The 17,870-nt window shown below is 44.5% G+C and carries 21 protein-coding genes and 1 other RNA gene; 11 read left to right on the top strand and 11 right to left on the bottom strand.

Annotation, left to right across the window (positions count from 1 at the left end):
• Window positions 1–21 precede the first annotated feature (21 nt).
• Window positions 22–504 carry a YbaK/EbsC family protein gene (locus tag R7R78_RS18030; protein WP_017633558.1) on the bottom strand — a complete coding sequence of 161 codons (483 nt, stop codon included), beginning with the start codon at window positions 502–504 and terminating at the stop codon, window positions 22–24.
• Window positions 505–530: 26 nt separating this feature from the next.
• Window positions 531–1,160, bottom strand: coding sequence for a LysE/ArgO family amino acid transporter (locus tag R7R78_RS18025; RefSeq protein ID WP_025998531.1), 630 nt, complete (start codon window positions 1,158–1,160; stop codon window positions 531–533).
• A 147-nt stretch (window positions 1,161–1,307) separates the two neighbouring features.
• On the opposite strand from R7R78_RS18025, the gene R7R78_RS18020 reads away from it, so the two are divergent.
• Together R7R78_RS18020 and R7R78_RS18015 are read left to right on the top strand one after the other, a co-directional pair.
• Window positions 1,308–2,204, top strand: a complete 897-nt coding sequence (locus tag R7R78_RS18020; RefSeq protein WP_225474080.1) for a LysR family transcriptional regulator ArgP — start codon at window positions 1,308–1,310, stop codon at window positions 2,202–2,204.
• A gap of 207 nt (window positions 2,205–2,411) precedes the next feature.
• Window positions 2,412–3,104 (top strand): oxidative stress defense protein, encoded by a 693-nt coding sequence (locus tag R7R78_RS18015; protein WP_005384550.1) that lies wholly within the window; start codon window positions 2,412–2,414, stop codon window positions 3,102–3,104.
• A gap of 71 nt (window positions 3,105–3,175) precedes the next feature.
• Here the strand turns inward: R7R78_RS18015 and serA are convergent, their stop codons facing one another.
• The 5 genes from serA to R7R78_RS17990 form a co-directional block, all read right to left on the bottom strand.
• Entirely contained in the window at window positions 3,176–4,408 is a 1,233-nt protein-coding gene (gene serA, locus R7R78_RS18010; RefSeq protein ID WP_005384551.1) for a phosphoglycerate dehydrogenase, read from the bottom strand.
• 273 nt (window positions 4,409–4,681) lie between these two features.
• Window positions 4,682–5,338: a ribose-5-phosphate isomerase RpiA gene (gene rpiA, locus R7R78_RS18005; protein WP_005380982.1), complete on the bottom strand. Its 657-nt coding sequence runs from the start codon at window positions 5,336–5,338 to the stop codon at window positions 4,682–4,684.
• A 53-nt stretch (window positions 5,339–5,391) separates the two neighbouring features.
• Window positions 5,392–5,991 (bottom strand): 5-formyltetrahydrofolate cyclo-ligase, encoded by a 600-nt coding sequence (locus tag R7R78_RS18000; RefSeq protein WP_225474079.1) that lies wholly within the window; start codon window positions 5,989–5,991, stop codon window positions 5,392–5,394.
• A 5-nt stretch (window positions 5,992–5,996) separates the two neighbouring features.
• A non-coding RNA gene (gene ssrS, locus R7R78_RS17995) (6S RNA) lies at window positions 5,997–6,181 on the bottom strand.
• An 8-nt stretch (window positions 6,182–6,189) separates the two neighbouring features.
• Complete coding sequence (locus tag R7R78_RS17990) at window positions 6,190–6,498, bottom strand: cell division protein ZapA (RefSeq protein WP_005384553.1); 309 nt, start codon at window positions 6,496–6,498, stop codon at window positions 6,190–6,192.
• Between the two features lie 249 nt (window positions 6,499–6,747).
• Between R7R78_RS17990 and R7R78_RS17985 the strand changes: the two genes are divergently transcribed.
• The 3 genes from R7R78_RS17985 to R7R78_RS17975 are packed head-to-tail and all read left to right on the top strand — an operon-like array spanning window position 6,748 to window position 9,768.
• Complete coding sequence (locus tag R7R78_RS17985; RefSeq protein WP_033907447.1) at window positions 6,748–7,326, top strand: YecA family protein; 579 nt, start codon at window positions 6,748–6,750, stop codon at window positions 7,324–7,326.
• Window positions 7,327–7,349: 23 nt separating this feature from the next.
• A complete protein-coding gene (gene ubiH / locus R7R78_RS17980) occupies window positions 7,350–8,528 on the top strand; it encodes a 2-octaprenyl-6-methoxyphenyl hydroxylase (protein WP_104975592.1) in 1,179 nt (392 codons plus the stop codon).
• Between the two features lie 31 nt (window positions 8,529–8,559).
• Window positions 8,560–9,768, top strand: coding sequence for an FAD-dependent 2-octaprenylphenol hydroxylase (locus R7R78_RS17975; protein WP_033907445.1), 1,209 nt, complete (start codon window positions 8,560–8,562; stop codon window positions 9,766–9,768).
• Window positions 9,769–9,833: 65 nt separating this feature from the next.
• Here the strand turns inward: R7R78_RS17975 and R7R78_RS17970 are convergent, their stop codons facing one another.
• From R7R78_RS17970 to ygfZ, 3 genes are all read right to left on the bottom strand, one after another.
• Window positions 9,834–10,040, bottom strand: a complete 207-nt coding sequence (locus R7R78_RS17970) for a DUF1107 domain-containing protein (RefSeq protein WP_005380970.1) — start codon at window positions 10,038–10,040, stop codon at window positions 9,834–9,836.
• Between the two features lie 639 nt (window positions 10,041–10,679).
• Window positions 10,680–11,153 (bottom strand): aminoacyl-tRNA deacylase, encoded by a 474-nt coding sequence (locus R7R78_RS17965; protein WP_021707783.1) that lies wholly within the window; start codon window positions 11,151–11,153, stop codon window positions 10,680–10,682.
• Window positions 11,146–12,114: a tRNA-modifying protein YgfZ gene (ygfZ, locus tag R7R78_RS17960; protein ID WP_225474078.1), complete on the bottom strand. Its 969-nt coding sequence runs from the start codon at window positions 12,112–12,114 to the stop codon at window positions 11,146–11,148. The genes R7R78_RS17965 and ygfZ overlap by 8 nt, the downstream gene beginning before the upstream one ends.
• Window positions 12,115–12,303: 189 nt before the next feature.
• Here ygfZ and R7R78_RS17955 point away from each other — a divergent pair, with 189 nt between their 5' ends.
• Together R7R78_RS17955 and R7R78_RS17950 are read left to right on the top strand one after the other, a co-directional pair.
• Window positions 12,304–12,564, top strand: coding sequence for a succinate dehydrogenase assembly factor 2 (locus tag R7R78_RS17955; RefSeq protein ID WP_005380951.1), 261 nt, complete (start codon window positions 12,304–12,306; stop codon window positions 12,562–12,564).
• Window positions 12,533–12,994: a protein YgfX gene (locus R7R78_RS17950; RefSeq protein WP_225474077.1), complete on the top strand. Its 462-nt coding sequence runs from the start codon at window positions 12,533–12,535 to the stop codon at window positions 12,992–12,994. The genes R7R78_RS17955 and R7R78_RS17950 overlap by 32 nt, the downstream gene beginning before the upstream one ends.
• A gap of 22 nt (window positions 12,995–13,016) precedes the next feature.
• Here R7R78_RS17950 and nadB read toward each other — a convergent pair whose 3' ends face one another.
• Window positions 13,017–14,630: an L-aspartate oxidase gene (gene nadB / locus R7R78_RS17945; protein WP_225474076.1), complete on the bottom strand. Its 1,614-nt coding sequence runs from the start codon at window positions 14,628–14,630 to the stop codon at window positions 13,017–13,019.
• A 554-nt stretch (window positions 14,631–15,184) separates the two neighbouring features.
• Here nadB and rpoE point away from each other — a divergent pair.
• Genes rpoE through R7R78_RS17925 form a run of 4 tightly spaced genes read left to right on the top strand, consistent with a single transcriptional unit; the run spans window position 15,185 to window position 17,845 of the window.
• Window positions 15,185–15,763, top strand: a complete 579-nt coding sequence (rpoE, locus tag R7R78_RS17940; protein ID WP_005380946.1) for an RNA polymerase sigma factor RpoE — start codon at window positions 15,185–15,187, stop codon at window positions 15,761–15,763.
• Window positions 15,764–15,789: 26 nt separating this feature from the next.
• Window positions 15,790–16,416: a sigma-E factor negative regulatory protein gene (locus R7R78_RS17935; protein ID WP_005380944.1), complete on the top strand. Its 627-nt coding sequence runs from the start codon at window positions 15,790–15,792 to the stop codon at window positions 16,414–16,416.
• Window positions 16,413–17,372 carry a sigma-E factor regulatory protein RseB gene (gene rseB, locus R7R78_RS17930; RefSeq protein WP_005380941.1) on the top strand — a complete coding sequence of 320 codons (960 nt, stop codon included), beginning with the start codon at window positions 16,413–16,415 and terminating at the stop codon, window positions 17,370–17,372. The genes R7R78_RS17935 and rseB overlap by 4 nt, the downstream gene beginning before the upstream one ends.
• Before the next feature lie 2 nt (window positions 17,373–17,374).
• Complete coding sequence (locus tag R7R78_RS17925; protein WP_005384575.1) at window positions 17,375–17,845, top strand: SoxR reducing system RseC family protein; 471 nt, start codon at window positions 17,375–17,377, stop codon at window positions 17,843–17,845.
• The last annotated feature ends 25 nt before the right edge of the window (window positions 17,846–17,870 follow it).

The raw sequence follows: 17,870 nt of genomic DNA, 5'->3' as shown, positions 1-17,870 counted from the left end.
AGGCCAATAGGCCTCGCTTTTTTATACTTCGTAAAGGGTGTGATGACCAGCAAGTAAGAGGCGTTTTAGATGTTTACCTGCAAATCCAAATGTGAACTCAGGTAAGCCAGGCGTATAGAGCAACTCTTGATGTTGATAGAGATTGGTATCAACAATGATAGTGATGTATTCCGGTAAGCCTATTGGGCAAACCGCGCCGGGTACGCAACCTAACACTTCGACCATTTCATCGTCATTACAAATAGAGGGACGTTTACCTGTAATCGCTTTAATCTGCTTGGCATCGAGGCGCGAGTCCTTATCTGTCAGATAAACCGCGTAACCTTGTCCTTTGAGTGTTAAAAAGAGGCTTTTGGTATGCGTACCCGTCCAACCAAGCTCTCTCGCAATGCGTATATCTGTCTCAAAGTCTAAGATGGCTTCGTGCTGCCATTCCCGAAAAGGAATAGAGAGCGCGTTGAATCGCTCTCTATTGTTGTTATAAATACGTTTTAGTGACTCCATGTCTTTGCTGCTTTACTACCTTATGATTACCAATACTTATCAATAAGCTCACTCGCTAAGATATACGCTATTGTGAACATCATCATTGCGATTGCAATGTCGATGGTTTTTTTCACTTTTGGTTTAGAGAGTGTTGGACCTAGTTTGGCTGCTCCTATCGATAAAGTGTAGAACCAAACAAAGGAAGCCATAATCGTACCTAGTGCAAAAGCAATGCGATCATGGCCTTCAAATTGTCCACCGATCGAACCTAGAATAACGACTGTATCTAAATATAAGTGCGGATTAAGCACAGTGACGGCTAACGCACCTAGAATAACCGTTCGACGACCTCGAGCTACGATCTCCCCTTTTGATTCCGATTCACTCTCTGGCTTAAAAGCACTTTTTAGCGAGAGCAGTCCATAGAAGCTCAAGAAAGCAATACCACCAAGTGTCACCGACGTCAGTAAGATTTCATTTTGAGACAGAATTGCACCACCACCAAAGATACCTAGAGAGATGAAAATCATATCTAGCACGCTACAAATAGTGGCGGTTGTTAGGTGGTGGTTACGCTTTATGCCTTGATTCAAAACATACGCATTTTGCGCGCCGATCGGAATGATCATTGATGCTCCTAAACCAAAACCTTGCAATAGAACCCACAAGCTCACACTTCACCTCACTTCAAAATAACAAATACATTTACAGAGAGGGGAAAGATAAAGCGTTTATCTAAATAAGTATAATTAATGATTTTAATCTTACATTAGATAGACTAATTTAACGGGAGGCGTTTGATCAAGAGTGAGAGGAAAGGTATGCGAGGGTTAGATTACAAATGGATTGAGGCATTAGACGCTATAGTTTATCAGGGTAGCTTTGAGCGTGCTGCCGAGCATTTATTTGTTTCTCAATCCGCCATTTCTCAACGTATCAAGCAGTTAGAGAAGTTTCTCGCGCAGCCTGTTTTAATTCGAAGCCAGCCACCTAAGCCAACGCCAATTGGTAAAAAATTGTTGGGTCTTTATCGGCGAGTACGCTTGCTAGAGCATGAAATTCTCCCCGAACTAAAAAATGATACCAGTACGCGACCTGTGCAACTCTCTTTAGCGACTAATGCAGATAGCCTTGCAACATGGCTACTGCCAGCGCTGCAAAATATTATGAAGCAGCGTCAAGTTGAACTAAAACTGACTATCTTTGGTGAATACCGCTCTATTGAAAAACTCAAAAGTGGCGAAGTGACAGGAGCGATCAGCTTGGAGTCCCAGCCAATCCCCGGATGCAGAGCAGACTATTTAGGTCGCATCGATTATGTTTGTGTCGCGAGCCCAGAGTTCTATCAGCGTTATTTTTTTAAAGGCGTAAATAATCAGACATTGGCAAAAGCACCGGCCGTTTCATATGACCAATATGATGATCTACATAAAACATTTCTTACCGAGCATTTTAACGTCAATCCTGACAGCGTTATTCATCACAACATCAGTAGTTCTGAAGCGTTTCTAAAAGTGGCGTTAGCTGGTGTTGCTTATTGCTTGATCCCCCGCTTGCAAATTACCGACGAATTAGACAGAGGTGTGTTGGTTGATGTGACTCCAGGTTTTTTAATGTCCCATCGGATTTATTGGCACCACTGGCAGTTAGAAACTGGGGTATTACAAGAAATCTCACACGCGATAGTGGGGTATGCGCAGCAGCATCTACCTCAATAAGTTTGTCAGAGCTGCATATCGTTAACTTAGTGTGTTTTGTTTAAAAATTACGCCAATGTTACATAGTCAAAGTTGTGTTAGAAGTCACTATGGGTGCTTGGATAATCGGCGGAAGTTTCTATTATGAAACCACACGCTTTCTCAGCCATGATAGTGATGTTGGAATCTGAGATTAAGTACTTAATTTTGTATGGATGGATTTATTGAATGAAATTGTATTCATTTTTGCTGGCTTCAGCACTCAGCCTTACCAGTGCTTCAGTTTTGGCGAATACGCCAGAGTTTGCTCATGTTACGACAACGGGGTATGGCGAAGTGACGGCCACACCTGATATGGCTACGTTTTCTGTAAAAGTAGTCGATACGACAATGACGGCCGAACAAGCGAAATTGTCCGTAGATAAAACCGTTGAAGAGTTTCTAAAAAGCTTATCGGATGCCGGCTTATCAAAAGACAATATTACTAGCTCGAATTTATACCTTGCTCCTCAGTACCATTACCCTAAATCAGGAAAAGCAGAACTTGTTGGGTATCGAGCATCTCGCAGTATTGATGTCACGGTGACGGATCTGAAAAACCTTAACCAATACCTAGATATGGCGTTAGAAGCGGGAATTAATCAGGTTGATAATATTCAACTTAAGGTAAGCAACCAAGCCGAGTATCAGCAAAAGGCACGAATGGCTGCGATTAAGGACGCAAGAGAAAAAGCAGGGTCATTAGCGACTGGTTTTGAGAAAAAGTTGGGCGATGTATGGCAGATCAATTACAGACAGATGCACGTTCAGCCTGTGTTAATGCGTTCAATGGCGATGGATAGTAAAGAAGGAGCGAATAGCTACCAAGATTCAACCATGATCATTCGCGATCAAGTCGATGTCATTTATAAGCTAAAGTAAGGCTTAGCAAACAGTAAAAAGCAAAAGGCAGGGAGTTACAACCCCTGCCTTTGTCATTTCTATTTCACAGTTTAATGCAGGATACGAGCACGGATTGTGCCTTCAATGTTTTTGAGCTTTGTTAGAGCTTCTTCTGAGCGTTCAGTTTCAACGTCGATCACTACGTAGCCTATTTCAGCGGCTGTTTGTAGGTACTGCGCGGCAATGTTAATGCCTTCTTCAGCAAAGATGGTGTTGATCTGAGTTAGGATACCAGGACGGTTCTTGTGGATATGAAGCAGACGAGAGCACTCACCACTGTGTTCTGGTAATGACACTTCAGGGAAGTTTACGCTTGAAAGTGTCGATCCGTTATCAGAGTACTTAGCCAGTTTACCCGCCACTTCTAAGCCGATATTTTCTTGTGCTTCTTGTGTTGAACCACCAACGTGTGGAGTGAGGATGACGTTATCGAATTTTTGTAAAGGAGACTCGAACGGGTCAGCATTCGTTTTTGGTTCAGTTGGGAATACATCAATTGCAGCGCCAGCAAGGTGACCAGCTTCTAAGCTATGGCAAAGTGCAGGAATATCCACAACGGTGCCACGTGCCGCGTTGATAAAGATGGAACCTGGTTTCATTCGAGCAAATTCAGCTTCACCCATCATGTTTTTCGTTTCCGGTGTTTCGGGAACGTGCAAAGAAATCACATCACATTTGTTCAATAGTTCACTCATGGTATGTACTTGCGTCGCATTACCAAGGGACAGTTTGTTCTCAATATCGTAGTAGTAAACGCGCATACCTAAGTTTTCGGCAATAATACCAAGCTGCGTACCAATGTGACCGTATCCGATAATGCCAAGGCACTTACCACGAGCTTCGTAAGAGTTGTCTGCACTTTTCTTCCAAATACCGCGATGTGCAAGTGCATTCTTTTCAGGAATACCACGCACTAGTAAAAGGATTTGCCCAAGTACAAGCTCTGCCACGCTTCGAGTGTTAGAGAATGGTGCATTAAAGACAGGAATACCGCGTTTTGCTGCTGCATCTAGGTTTACTTGGTTAGTACCAATACAAAAACAGCCAATTGCAACCAGCTTGTTCGCCGCATTGATTACCTCTTCGGATAGGTTCGTACGGGAGCGGATACCAATGAAGTGCACGTCTTTTACTGCTTCAATTAGTTCTTCTTCCGGAAGGGAACCTTTATGGTATTCAATGTTGGTATAACCAGCTGCTTGAAGAACTTCAACTGAAGAAGGGTGGAGTCCCTCTAACAAGAGGATCTTAATCTTTTCTTTTTCCAGTGAAACTTTGGCCATTTTTCTCGTCCTTAAAATGGAAAGGTGGGCTAATGTGGCGCACATTGGGCAAAACTATTAAAAAGGGGATAATTAACAGTTTTGTAGGAAGACAAACGTTTCCCTGTGCGTCTTCTGTTCAATAAAGTAACAAAAAAAAATTGCTTTGGGTAAGAAAATTACGGAATAAGAGATAATTTTCTTATAGAAAGGAATAAAAAACGGTGCCTTGCAGCACCGTATGTAATGAAATAACAGAAAAGTGAACCAGATAGGTTCATTTTGGGCTGTTATTTATTCTTCAATTTTTGCACCTTCTGGTGTGCCAGTGATCACTACGTCTGCACCACGATGAGCGAAAAGACCCACAGTCACCACACCAGCGATGCCGTTTATTTTGTCTTCCATTTCTTTCGGGTTGGTAATTTGCATATTGTGCACATCCAGAATCACGTTGCCGTTGTCAGTCACAACGCCTTCACGGTAAGCTGGATCACCACCTAGTTTTACCAATTCACGAGCCACGTAAGAGCGTGCCATTGGGATTACTTCAACAGGCAATGGGAACTGGCCAAGTACGTCAACTGCTTTAGTGCCGTCAACGATACATACGAACTTATCAGAGATTGCTGCGACAATTTTCTCACGAGTCAGAGCCGCGCCGCCGCCTTTGATCATTTCACGTGCTGGGTTGATCTCATCTGCGCCATCAACATACACATCCAGCTTCATTACATCGTTGCACTCGTATACTTCAATACCAAGCTCTTTAAGGCGCTCAGTTGAAGCGACAGAGCTAGACACTGCACCTTTAATATCATCTTTGATAGTGCCTAGTGCATCGATGAAGTGATTCACGGTAGAGCCAGTACCAACACCGACAATGCTGCCTTTCTCAACATATTTTAGTGCTGCCCAACCAGCCGCTTTTTTCATTTCATCTTGAGTCATGCCAATCTCCTGAATAGATGTTCGTTAACGTTTGCGGGCGTGATTATAGCGGCTTACTTGTCACTTTCCCATTGCCATATTTGGCTTGGGGTCACGATCTTAGGTAATGGAATGTCCCAGCTTTCAATTGGTAAGCGTTCTACATGTTGGCAGTCATGAGCGATACCGACAGGTTTAGCACCCTCTCCAGTTACAAACCAACGTGACAGAGTACGATCGTAGTACCCCCCGCCCATGCCTAAGCGGTGTCCGATACTGTCGAACCCAACTAAAGGTGTGCAGATTAAATCAAGCTGGCGAACGGGTTTGAGGTGTCTGATATCGAGCTTGGGCTCTAAGATGCCGTACTTGTTGTAGACGAGCTGTTCATCACTTATATACTGAAGAAACAGTAACTGACCTTTAGAAAAGGGATGGATGACGGGCAGATAAACCGATTTTCCCTGTTGCCATAACCATTTAATGAGCGGTTTAGTATCAAGCTCACCGTCTGCAGAAAGGTAGATGGCAATATGTTGCGCCTGATCGATTTCAGGAAGTTGGGAAAATTGAGTAATCAGGTCGATTCCCGCTTGGTATTGCGTATCACTGCACAGAGCGTTGCGCTTTTCACGAATCAGTTTGCGGAAGTCTTGTCGAGAGAGGTCTGACATAGAGAGAATACCCCAGGGTGCCGTTGAGGATTGTGGCCCTTGAACCAGCTGGTTCAAGGCGGATCAGCAATGACAACCGTAGGCTTCTCGGTGCATGCCGAGCTTGCTCAATAGTTACCAAATACTAACCCTTAGGTATTGCTTATCGGCTCAGGGACTTAAATCCTGCTGACGCACACCCCAGGGTAAATTTTGTATTTACTGCTGTCCTTGCGTAACTTTGCTTAGTGCGTTCTCTAAAGACGCGGTGAGCTTTTCCATTCGCTCAGTAATTTCTTGCTGTTGACCATTGGATTCGTATGACTTGGTGTGCAACTCATAGCAAATATTCAATGCAGCAAAGGTCAGCAGTTGGATTTCATTGGTTACCTTAGTACGTTCGCTCATTTCTTTCAATCGGCGATCAAGATCTTTTGCCGCTGCAACAAGAGACTCTTCTTGTCCTGTCGGACAATTCACTCGTGTAAGTTTGCCTAATATTTCAACGTCGATCGCTTGATTGCTCATGATGAATAAACTCTATATTCGCGCTATCTAAGGTGTTGCTTCATACAACTACCGAGGAGCAAACTATAGGAAAACCGCTATTAAGATTCAAGCATTTCCCATCACAGAAAGAGAAATGATGACGAGATCACACAGGAATTGGGCAAATTGAACAAATGCTGTCCAAAATTGAATTTGATAGCCGTTTCAGACCACTAACCTTGATGGTAGGATATACCAATACATTATTACGCAAGAATGAGCCAAGTTATGAGTGAAATCACCCTTCCTGAATACCAATCTATTGCTGCTGAACTGCAATCTGCAAGTCTAGCAGTAACACCTGCGGAATTACATGGCTTATTTGTCGGCATGTTAAGTGGTGGATTGGCGATTAATGATCAAACTTGGCAGCCTATTCTGTTTGACTACACCAATGATGGTATGGGTTGGCCTTCTACCGCGCTAGCTTTTGCTCAAAGCGTATTCACTGTTACTGTCAATGAACTAACTGGCACGTCGATGGAGCTGTCTTTATTATTGCCAGATGAGCCGGGCGAAGAAGGCTTATTCGCATTAGCCGACAGTGTGTCCGACTTTGTAAACCACTTTATTTCTGGGCTAGGTCTAGCAGGCGTTGCTCTTAATAAAGCATCTGATGACGCTAAAGAAGCACTGGCTGATCTAGAAGAGATTGCCAAATTAGGCATTGATGAAGATGACGATCTTGGTGAACAAGCGCAATTGCTAGAGCAAGTGATTGAGCACATCAAAGCTTGCGTACTAACGATTCATGCTGAATTTGGTGTTCGTCCTGAAAGCAGCGACAAAAAACCTACTATTCACTAATCGTAGACCGTCCAGAGGTTAGTATGAAGCAATATGATGTAGTCATTGCTGGTGGTGCCATGGCTGGTGCAACGTTAGCATTGGCGATTGACCATTTGTCTCAGGGAAAGCTCCGCATTGCCGTCGTTGAGCCTTTTAAAGCACAATCAGATATGCACCCTGGTTTTGACTCTCGCTCAATCGCATTGTCTTACGGTACTGTCAATCTGTTGCGTCAACTACAGCTCTGGACGTCAGTAGAACCGTTTGTCACACCCATTGAACATATCCACGTTTCTGACCGTTCTCATGCTGGGATGACGGAGATTACCAAGCAAGAGGTTGGGGTGGGAGCTCTAGGGTATGTTGTAGAATTAGCCGATGTTGGGCGTGTATATCAAGAATTATTAGACAGCAGCGAATCAATTACGCTGTTTTGTCCTGACTCGGTTACCGATATCGAGCGCGAGCAAAACTGTACCCATGTGACGTTGAAAAGTGGTGAGCAACTTGAAGCAAAACTGCTGGTGGCTGCAGATGGTGCTGTTTCGACCTGTTGTCAGAAAATTGGTCTAGAACTTTCTGAGCAAGATTTTGAACAAGTGGCTGTCATTGCCAATATTGTGACTCAAGAACCTCATCAAGGTAGAGCCTTTGAACGTTTTACTGAAAATGGCCCTGTTGCTTTATTGCCAATGAGTGACAATCGAATGTCCTTAGTTTGGTGTTTGCACCCTGAAGAAGCCCAAGCCGTTCTTGAGTTATCTGATCAAGCATTTCTCCAGCATTTACAGAACGATTTTGGTTGGCGTTTAGGCGCGATGAAAAAAGTGGGGCGTCGTGCAAGTTACCCATTGCTTCTTCGCCATCGAAAGCAAAATATTTCACATCGCTTTGCGATTGTTGGAAATGCGGCGCAAACGCTGCACCCGATAGCTGGACAAGGCTTTAATCTCGGTATTCGCGATGTAGTCTCACTAGCAGAAGAAATTGTGCACCAAAGTGAGGATGTGGGTCTTTATCAAGGCCTGATGCGCTTTAGTCAACGTAGAGAAGCAGATCGAAGCGAAACTATTTGGCTAACCAGTGCCTTGGTGCATGTTTTTTCAAATGATTTACCCGCGATGCGAATTGGCCGAAATACTGCCTTAGCAGCGATGGATAACCTTTCTATTTTTAAGCAGCCGCTACTACGCCATACACTTGGCTTGGTAAAACGATGAACGGCCGCACTGAATTAGGTAATAAAAAGCAATGATGCAAAGTGTAGATATCGCCATCATCGGCGGAGGGATGGTTGGGTTGGCACTTGCTGCCGCGTTCAAAGACAGTGATCTGCGTGTCGCCGTTATTGAAGGTAAAGTGCCAGATGATTCGTTGAAAGAATTGCCCGATGTTCGTGTGTCTGCGCTGAGCCGCTCTAGTGAGACGATTTTGCGTAAACTTGGTGCTTGGCAGGGCATAGAACAGCGCCGAGCTTCACCTTACCATGGCATGGAAGTATGGGAACAAGATAGCTTTGCCAGTATTGAATTTAATGCACAAAGTATGGCACAACCTGATTTAGGGCACATTGTTGAGAATCGTGTGATTCAACTTGCGCTGCTTGAACAAGTCCAAAAGCTCGATAACGTCACTATGTTTATGCCTGCACGTTGCGCGACTCTCGCGGTCGGTGAGCAAGAAAGCTGGCTGACGCTCGATAATGGCCAAGCCATGACCGCTAAATTAGTGGTCGGAGCCGATGGGGCGAATTCGTGGCTTCGCCATCAAATGGATATTCCATTAACGCATTGGGACTATGGTCATCATGCTTTGGTCGCGAATGTCAAAACTGCTATGCCACACAACAGCATTGCGCGCCAGATATTTACTCCTCACGGACCGTTGGCATTTTTGCCAATGTCGCAACCAGATATGTGCTCTATTGTTTGGTCCACGGAGCCAAATCGAGCAGAGCAGTTAGTGGCGATGAGTGAACATGATTTCAATAAAGCGTTGACGAGTGAGTTTGATGCTCGACTTGGTCTATGTGAAGTAGTGGGAGAGCGTGCTGCGTTTCCTTTGAAAATGCGCTATGCGCGAGATTTTGTTGTCGAGCGAGTCGCGCTGGTTGGTGATGCGGCCCATACCATTCACCCATTAGCGGGGCAGGGTGTGAATTTAGGTTTATTAGATGCGGCCAGTCTTGCTCAAGAAGTATTAGCACTTTGGAAGCAGGGTCAAGATATCGGCAGTAAACGCAACCTAAGAAGCTACGAGCGTTGGCGAAAAGCGGAAGCGGCAAAGATGATCGCTACTATGCAAGGGTTTCGAGATTTGTTCTCTGGCGAGAACCCTGCTAAGAAGCTTGTTCGTGGCATTGGCTTGAGTTTAGCGGGGCAACTGCCGGGAGCGAAAGATGAGATCATGAAGCGCGCGCTTGGTTTAAAGGGACACTTGCCGGATCTGGCGCGTCAGTAAGTGCAAAGCGAACTTCAAATACACAAAAGGCTGGTTAATCCAGCCTTTGTTTTATCAACATTTTGCTAAGCATATGCGCATCGGAGTTTCATTATTTCTTGATTGATCTCTTTGACCGCTCGGAAATGGCGTTGCTCTGCTTTCTCCGGCAGTATTAACTTACCGTTATCAAACTCGAATCTACCGACCCCGTAAATATAAATTCTTCCTTTAAAAAGACGACTTATATGTTTAGCAATCATACTTGGTGTATAGCGCTTAAACAGTCTCATATTTACTTTCCTTTTATCTAACCTAGCCTAGGTATTCTACGTTCTGGACGCGAAAATTATTGTGACAGCAATAGTATTAAATACAGATGTAGGGTGTTGCGTCAGAGAATTGTGTTGTCTTAGACAATTTGACAGTGTCATCTCTTAAATAGCGTGAGGATTACCCCAAAAATAACCTCTCTAAAGGAACCCTTACGCCAATACACTCCTTTTTACGTGACGCATTAAGCAATAGTTTTGTTACAGAATTAAGAATAGAACGAAAACGGTTGTTTGCTAGTTGTTTCTATTAAGGTCGTGCTTCGCGTAACACACTTTACGTTCTAACGATTAGAGGAAATGAAAGAGAAAAAGTTCCACGTAAAAAAAAGCCCGCTTCAGCGGGCGAATAGTCACAGATGCATTACACAAAAGTGGATAACTAACTGCATGAATGCTGTCACTCAGCTAGCTGACTCACTTTATATTGGTTAAGTGCTTGTTTGAAACTTAACCAACAAATTCAGCATATACGAGTTTTATCTTTGTGACTATTTATGTTTTATATGTGATTAAAAATTCTCATGTCTATTTTTGTAGATATGAGCGAGATCACGCAGTGATAGAAACACTACGTGTCATTACATTGTTTTTAGACGATTAACGACAGATCTCAGCTACGGTCGGCTGGCACAATTGGATAAGATCTTGAATAGAAAGCGCCAGCCCAGCCATTCGATCGCCACTGCTGATCGTGACTTCCTGTTCTTCTAGTAAGCTGGGGTCGAACACGATTGGCATATGACGTTTGAGTAACAGAGGAGTGACAGTACCAACTTTGTAACCAGTGATGGACTCAACATCGGCTTGATCAACACAAGTCATCCGGCGACATTTCAGTAACGAGCGCACTTTTTTGGGATCAACGCTACGATCACCTGGTGCACAGGCGAGTGCATATTGATTACCCATGTCTCGTAGCAAGATTGCTTTCACCATTTGAGAAGGGCGAATGCCGCGTTGGTGCGCGGCATCCTCAATGGTGGTTGATGGTCTTTGATGCGGTAACAGACGAAACGGAATGTGTTGGTCTGTGAGAAATTGCATCAAAGGAGTATTGATTGTATTACTCATCATCAAGACTGTAAGGCAGTGATTCGATTGTCCATTCACATTCTGGTTGCGCAACTAAACGAAGACGAGTGTATTCATCGAGATTATTAGGCAGTACGATCAGGCCAATCGCGTGATTGTCACTGAACTGGTAGTGATTTAATAAAGCACCTACTGAACGCCAGTTTTCACCTACGCTGCGTTCGATCTCAATTGGTTCGTCACTGAATGGAGCAGAAGTTGCACCTTTTACGATATACATCGCACGTTTATTGGTACCGCGATACTTCGCTCGTGCTACCGTTTCTTGTCCCGTGTAGCAGCCCTTTGTGAAGCTTATGCCTCCTAAAGCTTGCACGTTGAGTGCTTGTGGAATGTGAGCATTCTGCGCGGATGCAGAGACAAATGGTAAACCTGCCTCAATATCGAAACGATTCCAAAGCTCATTTGTCGTAAAGACAGCGTCGGTAGTTTCAACGATTTGCTGTGCTTTTGGCGCACTTAATATCAGTAACCAACGATCTTGTGCAACTTGCACTGCTGTGCCACCGTCAACTGGGCGAACGCTGCCAGTTGTCTTGCTCATTGTTGAAATGAATTCGTCGGCTTTGACGCCAGCAACACCTAAGATAACGTCATCAGAAGCTTCAATCGTTACTTTAGAGAAAATGGCGTATTTCTTTATTTCACTAAGTTCTACGTCAATCGCCGATTTTGGTTGGATCATGCCGTAGCCATCATGATGATGGAAAAGCCGGAACACGCTCCACACTTTGCCTTTTGCATCACAATGTGCGCCCAGTGTTGATTGGTCTTGTTCTAAAGAAACAACATCGCAGGTAACCTGACCTTGTAAGTATGATTTTTTATCATCACCGATCATGGTGATCATGCCGAAGTTATCCAGCAGTGAGATAGATAACTCTGGAAGTGCGTCTTGAGTTGAGAGAGGTAATGCTGAAAAACGAGTTTGCCATTCCATAATTACAATGCCTTTTGAAGATATTTTTCCGCTATGTTATACCCAAATAACCTTGAGATACTAGGGGAGCGATTTACGAATCAACATTTGTCTGCTTTCACTATCGTATTGTGACCCGCACACTAGTGACGTAGCACATCCCTTGTTACACTCCGCACTAACAACAAGACATCTATGAAGGAATAGTGAATGTACACTCCGGAAGAAAAAGCGCGTATTAAATGGGCTTGTCGTCGAGGCATGCTTGAGCTTGACGTAGTAATTATGCCGTTTTTTGAAGAGTGCTTTGATACTCTGAGTGAACAAGAGCAGCGTGACTTTGTTTCTTTACTTGAATGCGATGATCCTGATCTGTTTACTTGGGTAATGGGGCATGGCCGTAGCGAAAATTTAGGTCATGCAGCAATGGTTGATAAAATTGTCGCCCATAACCTCAGCAAAGTTCGTTAATTTTACTGCTTCTCCCTCTCTGACTGCCCGAGTCTTCAATGTTGTACTTTTCTTATTGATGACTTGGGCTGTTATCTTCTCTAGCATTCCGCTCGTATTATCGACTTATTTGTTATTACTGATTGTTAAGGCTCTCTCAAGCCAAGGCCTTGTTCAACCTACAAGTCATGGGCATTGGTATGTGCACTGCGATGGCTCAGTTAGGTTTGATGCCCTTGAGTGTGGCGAATACTCGGAAGATATTGAGTCCGAAAAGGGTCATTTACAGCGAGTTGATACATCGGCATCACCATTCAAGATAACATTCCAATTGCAATCTGGCCGTAGTGTTACGATTTGGCGTGATAGCTGTGACGATGAGCAGTATCGTCAATTATCTTTGGTATTACGCCAATGGGAAATGAAACAGGGAGCTAATGCTCCCTGCTGATGTAATAGTTTACTCGGTAGAGTTAAAGCTGTTTAGCTGGAACCAAAATCGTTGGTCCGCTGTTTTCCAGTTGGTTCGGATAGTCAAGCGTGTAGTGCAAACCTCGACTCTCTTTACGCTGCATCGCACAACGAACCATCAACTCTGCTACTTGTAAAAGGTTACGCAGTTCTAATAAGTTGTTCGATACTCGAAAATTGCTGTAGTACTCGTGTGTTTCTTGTTGCAACAGTTGGATACGGCGTAAGGCGCGCTCTAAACGCTTGTCAGTTCGCACAATGCCCATGTAGTCCCACATAAACAGACGAAGCTCGTGCCAGTTGTGCTGAATGATCACTTCTTCATCACTATTGGTTACTTTGCTTTCATCCCAACATGGCACCTGTGAAGGTAGCTCAACGTTAGTGTGATGTTTTAGAATATCTTTTGCCGCAGACCAAGCATAAACCACGCATTCGAGAAGTGAGTTTGATGCCATGCGGTTAGCACCATGCAGCCCGGTGTAGCTAACTTCACCAATCGCATACAAATTTTTCAGATCGGTGCAGCCATTTCTATCCACCATGACACCGCCACAAGTGTAGTGTGCAGCAGGTACGATTGGGATTGGCTCTTTAGTCATGTCAATGCCCAAGTCCATCAAACGTGAATAAATGGTTGGGAAGTGTTTCGTAATAAAGTCAGCAGGCTTATGGCTGATGTCGAGATACATACAGTCGGCACCTAAACGCTTCATTTCGAAGTCGATAGCACGAGCCACGACGTCACGCGGAGCAAGCTCTTTACGTTCATCGAAATCTGGCATAAAGCGAGAACCATCTGGACGACGCAGGTAAGCACCTTCGCCACGTAACGCTTCAGTTAGCAAGAAGTTACGTGCTTCTGGGTGATATAAACACGTAGGGTGGAACTGGTTAAATTCCATATTCGCCACACGACACCCTGCACGCCAAGCAATCGCAATACCATCACCAGACGACACATCTGGGTTAGAGGTGTATTGATAAACCTTTGAAGCACCACCTGTAGCGAGAACCACAAATTTGGCTCGCACGGTTTCGACATGCTCTTCGTTGCGGTTCCAAATATAAGCACCGATAACTTTGTTTTTATCACCGCCAATTTTGTCTTCGGTGATTAAGTCCAGAGCATTGTGACGTTCGAGAACATGAATGTTTGGATGGTTATGAGCGTTATCTTGCAGGGAGGTTTGCATCGCCATACCTGTCGCATCTGCCGCGTGAAGAATACGACGACGGCTATGACCACCTTCACGAGTTAAGTGGTAGCGAGGTTCATCGTCAGAGTCATCTTCTTCACGATCAAATGGGACACCACCGTCAATCAACCACTGTACGCACTCTTTTGAATGCTCAGCAATGAACCTTACGGTCTCCTCATCGCAAATACCATTCCCGGCGATTTGCGTGTCTTCAACGTGTGAATCAATGGTGTCTGACTCATCAAATACGGCAGCGATACCGCCTTGAGCATAGTATGTCGCCCCTTCGCTGCGTGGTCCTTTACTCAGCACCATCACCTTACAGTGGTTAGCAACGCGCAAAGCCAACGACAAACCTGCCGCGCCACTCCCTACCACTAATACATCACACTCATGTTCACGATTTGTGTTCATATAACTTTTATAATCCCAAGCTAAGGTAACAAGGCTACCTTGTGTATTATTTGCACACCATGTGCATTCCATTATCGCGACATCTGTCGCTAAGGGCTAAGTTGGGAGACCTATCGACGTCCGTGTTACGGCGGTGACTGAGCCACTCTTCTTTTTCATGCAGAGCATGAGCATGCTTCCTAAGTTATAATTTGTAACGCGGTGTTCAGATAGCCATTAGCCATGCAAATGAAAAGTAATAGTTTGTCAATGCCATTGCTTTTCCATGCTCGACCCAGCACAATCTGGGACAGAGATCATTCATTATACCCATTTCCCTCCAAGATGCTCGCTTGTCAAACTTAGACTAAAGTCAGGCAGCGGTGGTCATTTGGGTACAGACATCACACTGTGAAAAAACAATGACAAAAAACTTGAGAAACCATGGAACTTTCTCATTCACGTTAGGGTCACAATAGTGCTCAAGTAAGCAGTGGTGTCAATACTACGTTTTGCATAATTAGTACCCATATCTGAGAAGAGTAGGGGCATAACAAATAGGAGTATCCGCTCGAATGAACGAGCAGCTGACCGATCAAGTATTGATTGAGCGAGTTCAGAATGGCGATAAGCAAGCATTCAACCTGTTGGTAACAAAGTACCAGAATAAGGTATGTAATCTTATTTCCAGATACGTTAGTAATCCTGGCGATGTACCAGATGTAGCACAAGAAGCGTTTATTAAAGCTTACCGAGCTATCCCTAGCTTTCGTGGGGAAAGTGCGTTTTATACGTGGCTGTATCGCATTGCAGTGAATACTGCGAAAAATCACATTGTTGCTCAAGGGCGTAGACCTCCAGCGACAGATGTCGATGCTGAAGATGCTGAATTTTACGAAACAGGTAGTGCACTTAAAGAAATATCGAACCCTGAGAACTTAACGTTGTCCAAAGAATTGCAACGGGTGGTGTTCAGTGCAATCGAAGCTTTACCTGAAGATTTAAAAACCGCAATGACATTACGAGAGCTCGATGGCTTGAGTTATGAAGAAATTGCAGAAGTGATGGATTGCCCGGTAGGAACGGTACGATCGCGTATCTTCCGTGCTCGTGAGGCGGTGGAAAAGAAAATCAGACCTCTTTTGCAACGCTAGTACAAGTAATAACTATGGTGAAAATAATGGCTGACAAAGAAAAACTTTCAGCTCTCATGGATGGAGAATTGGTCGATAAGGCTTTAATTCAAGAGTTAGAGCAAGACCAAGAGAGCCGTGATGCTTGGCAGAACTATCACCTGATTGGTGATGTGATGCGAGGCGAAGCGCCAGCAAAACCTGAGTGGAATATTGCTGAAAGCGTGGCGTTAGCGTTAGAAGATGAACCTGCACACCGTGCGTTTGATTCGCACAGTGCAAATGTTATCTCAATTGCGGATACGCCAAAAGAGTCGCAACCAGAACCGCAAAAAGCAAAACGTCAGTTGCCAGGTTGGTTGACGCAGTTTGGTCAAGTTGCTGTTGCTGCATGTGTATCGCTTGTTGTTATTTTAGGTGTACAGCAGTACGGTGGTAGCGATTCAATGTCGCCGCAAACAGATCAATTACCTGTATTGCAGACGGTTCCGTTTGCTGGCAGCGCAGAACCAGTGAGTTTGACTCGTGAGTCTGTAGAACGTTCTGTAGGCGAGGCAAATATGCAAGAGCAGCGCAAGCGTGTTCATGCTATGCTGCGAGACTACGAATTGCAGTTACGAATTAACAGTGATGCATCTCAACAAGATGCAAATCTGAATCCGGATATTGAATGAAAAAATTTCTGATCAGCGCTTGCGCTCTGTTCAGTATGATGTCTTCTCAAGCCTTTGCTGGTGATAAGCCAGCGGAGGCTTTATTGCATCAAATGAGCGAGGCGAGTAAGAATTTAAGTTACGAACTCTCTTATATCCTTATCAAAAAGAACAGCATTGAGCCGTTGCTGTATCGTCATGCCACGCATGGTGACGATCAATATGCTCATCTTGTCTACTTAAGTGGCCCTGTGCGTGAAGTGATTCGTCGCGGAACTGAAGTAAGTTATATCGAAACGGGTTTAGAACCATTCACCATCGAGTCAGGTAAAATGGTCGCTCCGACTATGCCTATGCTCAACACCAATATCGATGAGCTAAACTTGTATTACGACTATGTAAAAGTGGGTAGAGCTCGTGAAGCTGGTGTGGCAACACAAGTGCTGCGTATTGTTCCTAAAGACGGTCTGCGCTATTCATACGTACTATGGATCGATGAGAAGAGTAAATTGCCGTTACGTGCCGACCTTGTGGACCGCGATGGTGAGATGCTTGAACAATATCGCACTATTTCTTACACGGTAAACCCAAAAATCGCAGAGTTAATGAGTGGCCTGCAAGATGTTCAATTACCTGCTGTTCTCACCATGCCAAAAGGCGATATTGGGACCAGTAATTGGCAGGTTGGTTGGATCCCTGAGGGTTTCGAGCCGAACGAGCTCAACCGCTATCGAATGGCCGTTACTAATCAAATGGTGGAGAGCCAGCTGTATTCTGATGGTCTGTTTAGCTTCTCTGTTTACGTAGCAAACAAAGATGAGCATTCGTTAAAAGGGCAGTTGGTTCGCCAAGGCAGAAGAACGCTACACAGTTTTGTGAGCGGTCAACATGAAATCTCTGTTGTAGGAGACATTCCACCGACCACAGCACAGCGTATAGCCCAATCTGTCACATTTAATGTAACAAAGAGTAAATAACAATGATGACCGCGTTGGCTACCGTGACAGACGTGCATCGTCGCGGCAAGCAATACGAAATTGATTTAAGTTGCGAACAGCAGACCAGTTGCAGTAGTTGCTCTTCACAGAAAAGCTGTGGAACGGGCGTTGTTACTAAAGCCATTGGTAACAAGAGTTTATCTTGGCACCTGCGCACGGATAAATCGGTGAAAATAGGTCAAGTCGTCGAGATTGGTTTTCCTGAGTCGAGCCTAATAAAATCAGCAATGGCGGTTTATTTACTGCCATTGTTTGGTTTGATTATCGGTGCGATGTTTGGTCACTTCCTATTAGCGCCGCTGACAGCCGGCGGGGAAGGCATCATCATATTGGCATCGGTATTGTTTGCCGCTGGTGGAATGTGGATCGCAAAACGTGTTTCTCGTCCGTTAGAAGATGAATCTAAGCGCCAAGTTACCCTCGTTCGGGTACTTGGAGAGCCAATCCAGTAAGTGCTGTCCCCCTCCACTAAAGGTT

Source organism: Vibrio sp. 2134-1 (assembly GCF_033339495.1).
This window is presented reverse-complemented; position numbering and strand designations above follow the sequence as displayed.

Excerpts from the sequence above, each read along its gene's own strand:
- R7R78_RS18030 (WP_017633558.1), bottom strand. The coding sequence starts at position 504 with ATGGAGTCACTAAAACGTATTTATAACAACAATAGAGAGCGATTCAAC.
- R7R78_RS18020 (WP_225474080.1), top strand. The coding sequence starts at position 1,308 with ATGCGAGGGTTAGATTACAAATGGATTGAGGCATTAGACGCTATAGTT.
- R7R78_RS18015 (WP_005384550.1), top strand. The coding sequence starts at position 2,412 with ATGAAATTGTATTCATTTTTGCTGGCTTCAGCACTCAGCCTTACCAGT.
- serA (WP_005384551.1), bottom strand. The coding sequence starts at position 4,408 with ATGGCCAAAGTTTCACTGGAAAAAGAAAAGATTAAGATCCTCTTGTTA.
- rpiA (WP_005380982.1), bottom strand. The coding sequence starts at position 5,338 with ATGACTCAAGATGAAATGAAAAAAGCGGCTGGTTGGGCAGCACTAAAA.
- R7R78_RS18000 (WP_225474079.1), bottom strand. The coding sequence starts at position 5,991 with ATGTCAGACCTCTCTCGACAAGACTTCCGCAAACTGATTCGTGAAAAG.
- R7R78_RS17990 (WP_005384553.1), bottom strand. The coding sequence starts at position 6,498 with ATGAGCAATCAAGCGATCGACGTTGAAATATTAGGCAAACTTACACGA.
- R7R78_RS17985 (WP_033907447.1), top strand. The coding sequence starts at position 6,748 with ATGAGTGAAATCACCCTTCCTGAATACCAATCTATTGCTGCTGAACTG.
- ubiH (WP_104975592.1), top strand. The coding sequence starts at position 7,350 with ATGAAGCAATATGATGTAGTCATTGCTGGTGGTGCCATGGCTGGTGCA.
- R7R78_RS17975 (WP_033907445.1), top strand. The coding sequence starts at position 8,560 with ATGATGCAAAGTGTAGATATCGCCATCATCGGCGGAGGGATGGTTGGG.
- R7R78_RS17970 (WP_005380970.1), bottom strand. The coding sequence starts at position 10,040 with ATGAGACTGTTTAAGCGCTATACACCAAGTATGATTGCTAAACATATA.
- R7R78_RS17965 (WP_021707783.1), bottom strand. The coding sequence starts at position 11,153 with ATGAGTAATACAATCAATACTCCTTTGATGCAATTTCTCACAGACCAA.
- ygfZ (WP_225474078.1), bottom strand. The coding sequence starts at position 12,114 with ATGGAATGGCAAACTCGTTTTTCAGCATTACCTCTCTCAACTCAAGAC.
- R7R78_RS17955 (WP_005380951.1), top strand. The coding sequence starts at position 12,304 with ATGTACACTCCGGAAGAAAAAGCGCGTATTAAATGGGCTTGTCGTCGA.
- nadB (WP_225474076.1), bottom strand. The coding sequence starts at position 14,630 with ATGAACACAAATCGTGAACATGAGTGTGATGTATTAGTGGTAGGGAGT.
- rpoE (WP_005380946.1), top strand. The coding sequence starts at position 15,185 with ATGAACGAGCAGCTGACCGATCAAGTATTGATTGAGCGAGTTCAGAAT.
- R7R78_RS17935 (WP_005380944.1), top strand. The coding sequence starts at position 15,790 with ATGGCTGACAAAGAAAAACTTTCAGCTCTCATGGATGGAGAATTGGTC.
- rseB (WP_005380941.1), top strand. The coding sequence starts at position 16,413 with ATGAAAAAATTTCTGATCAGCGCTTGCGCTCTGTTCAGTATGATGTCT.
- R7R78_RS17925 (WP_005384575.1), top strand. The coding sequence starts at position 17,375 with ATGATGACCGCGTTGGCTACCGTGACAGACGTGCATCGTCGCGGCAAG.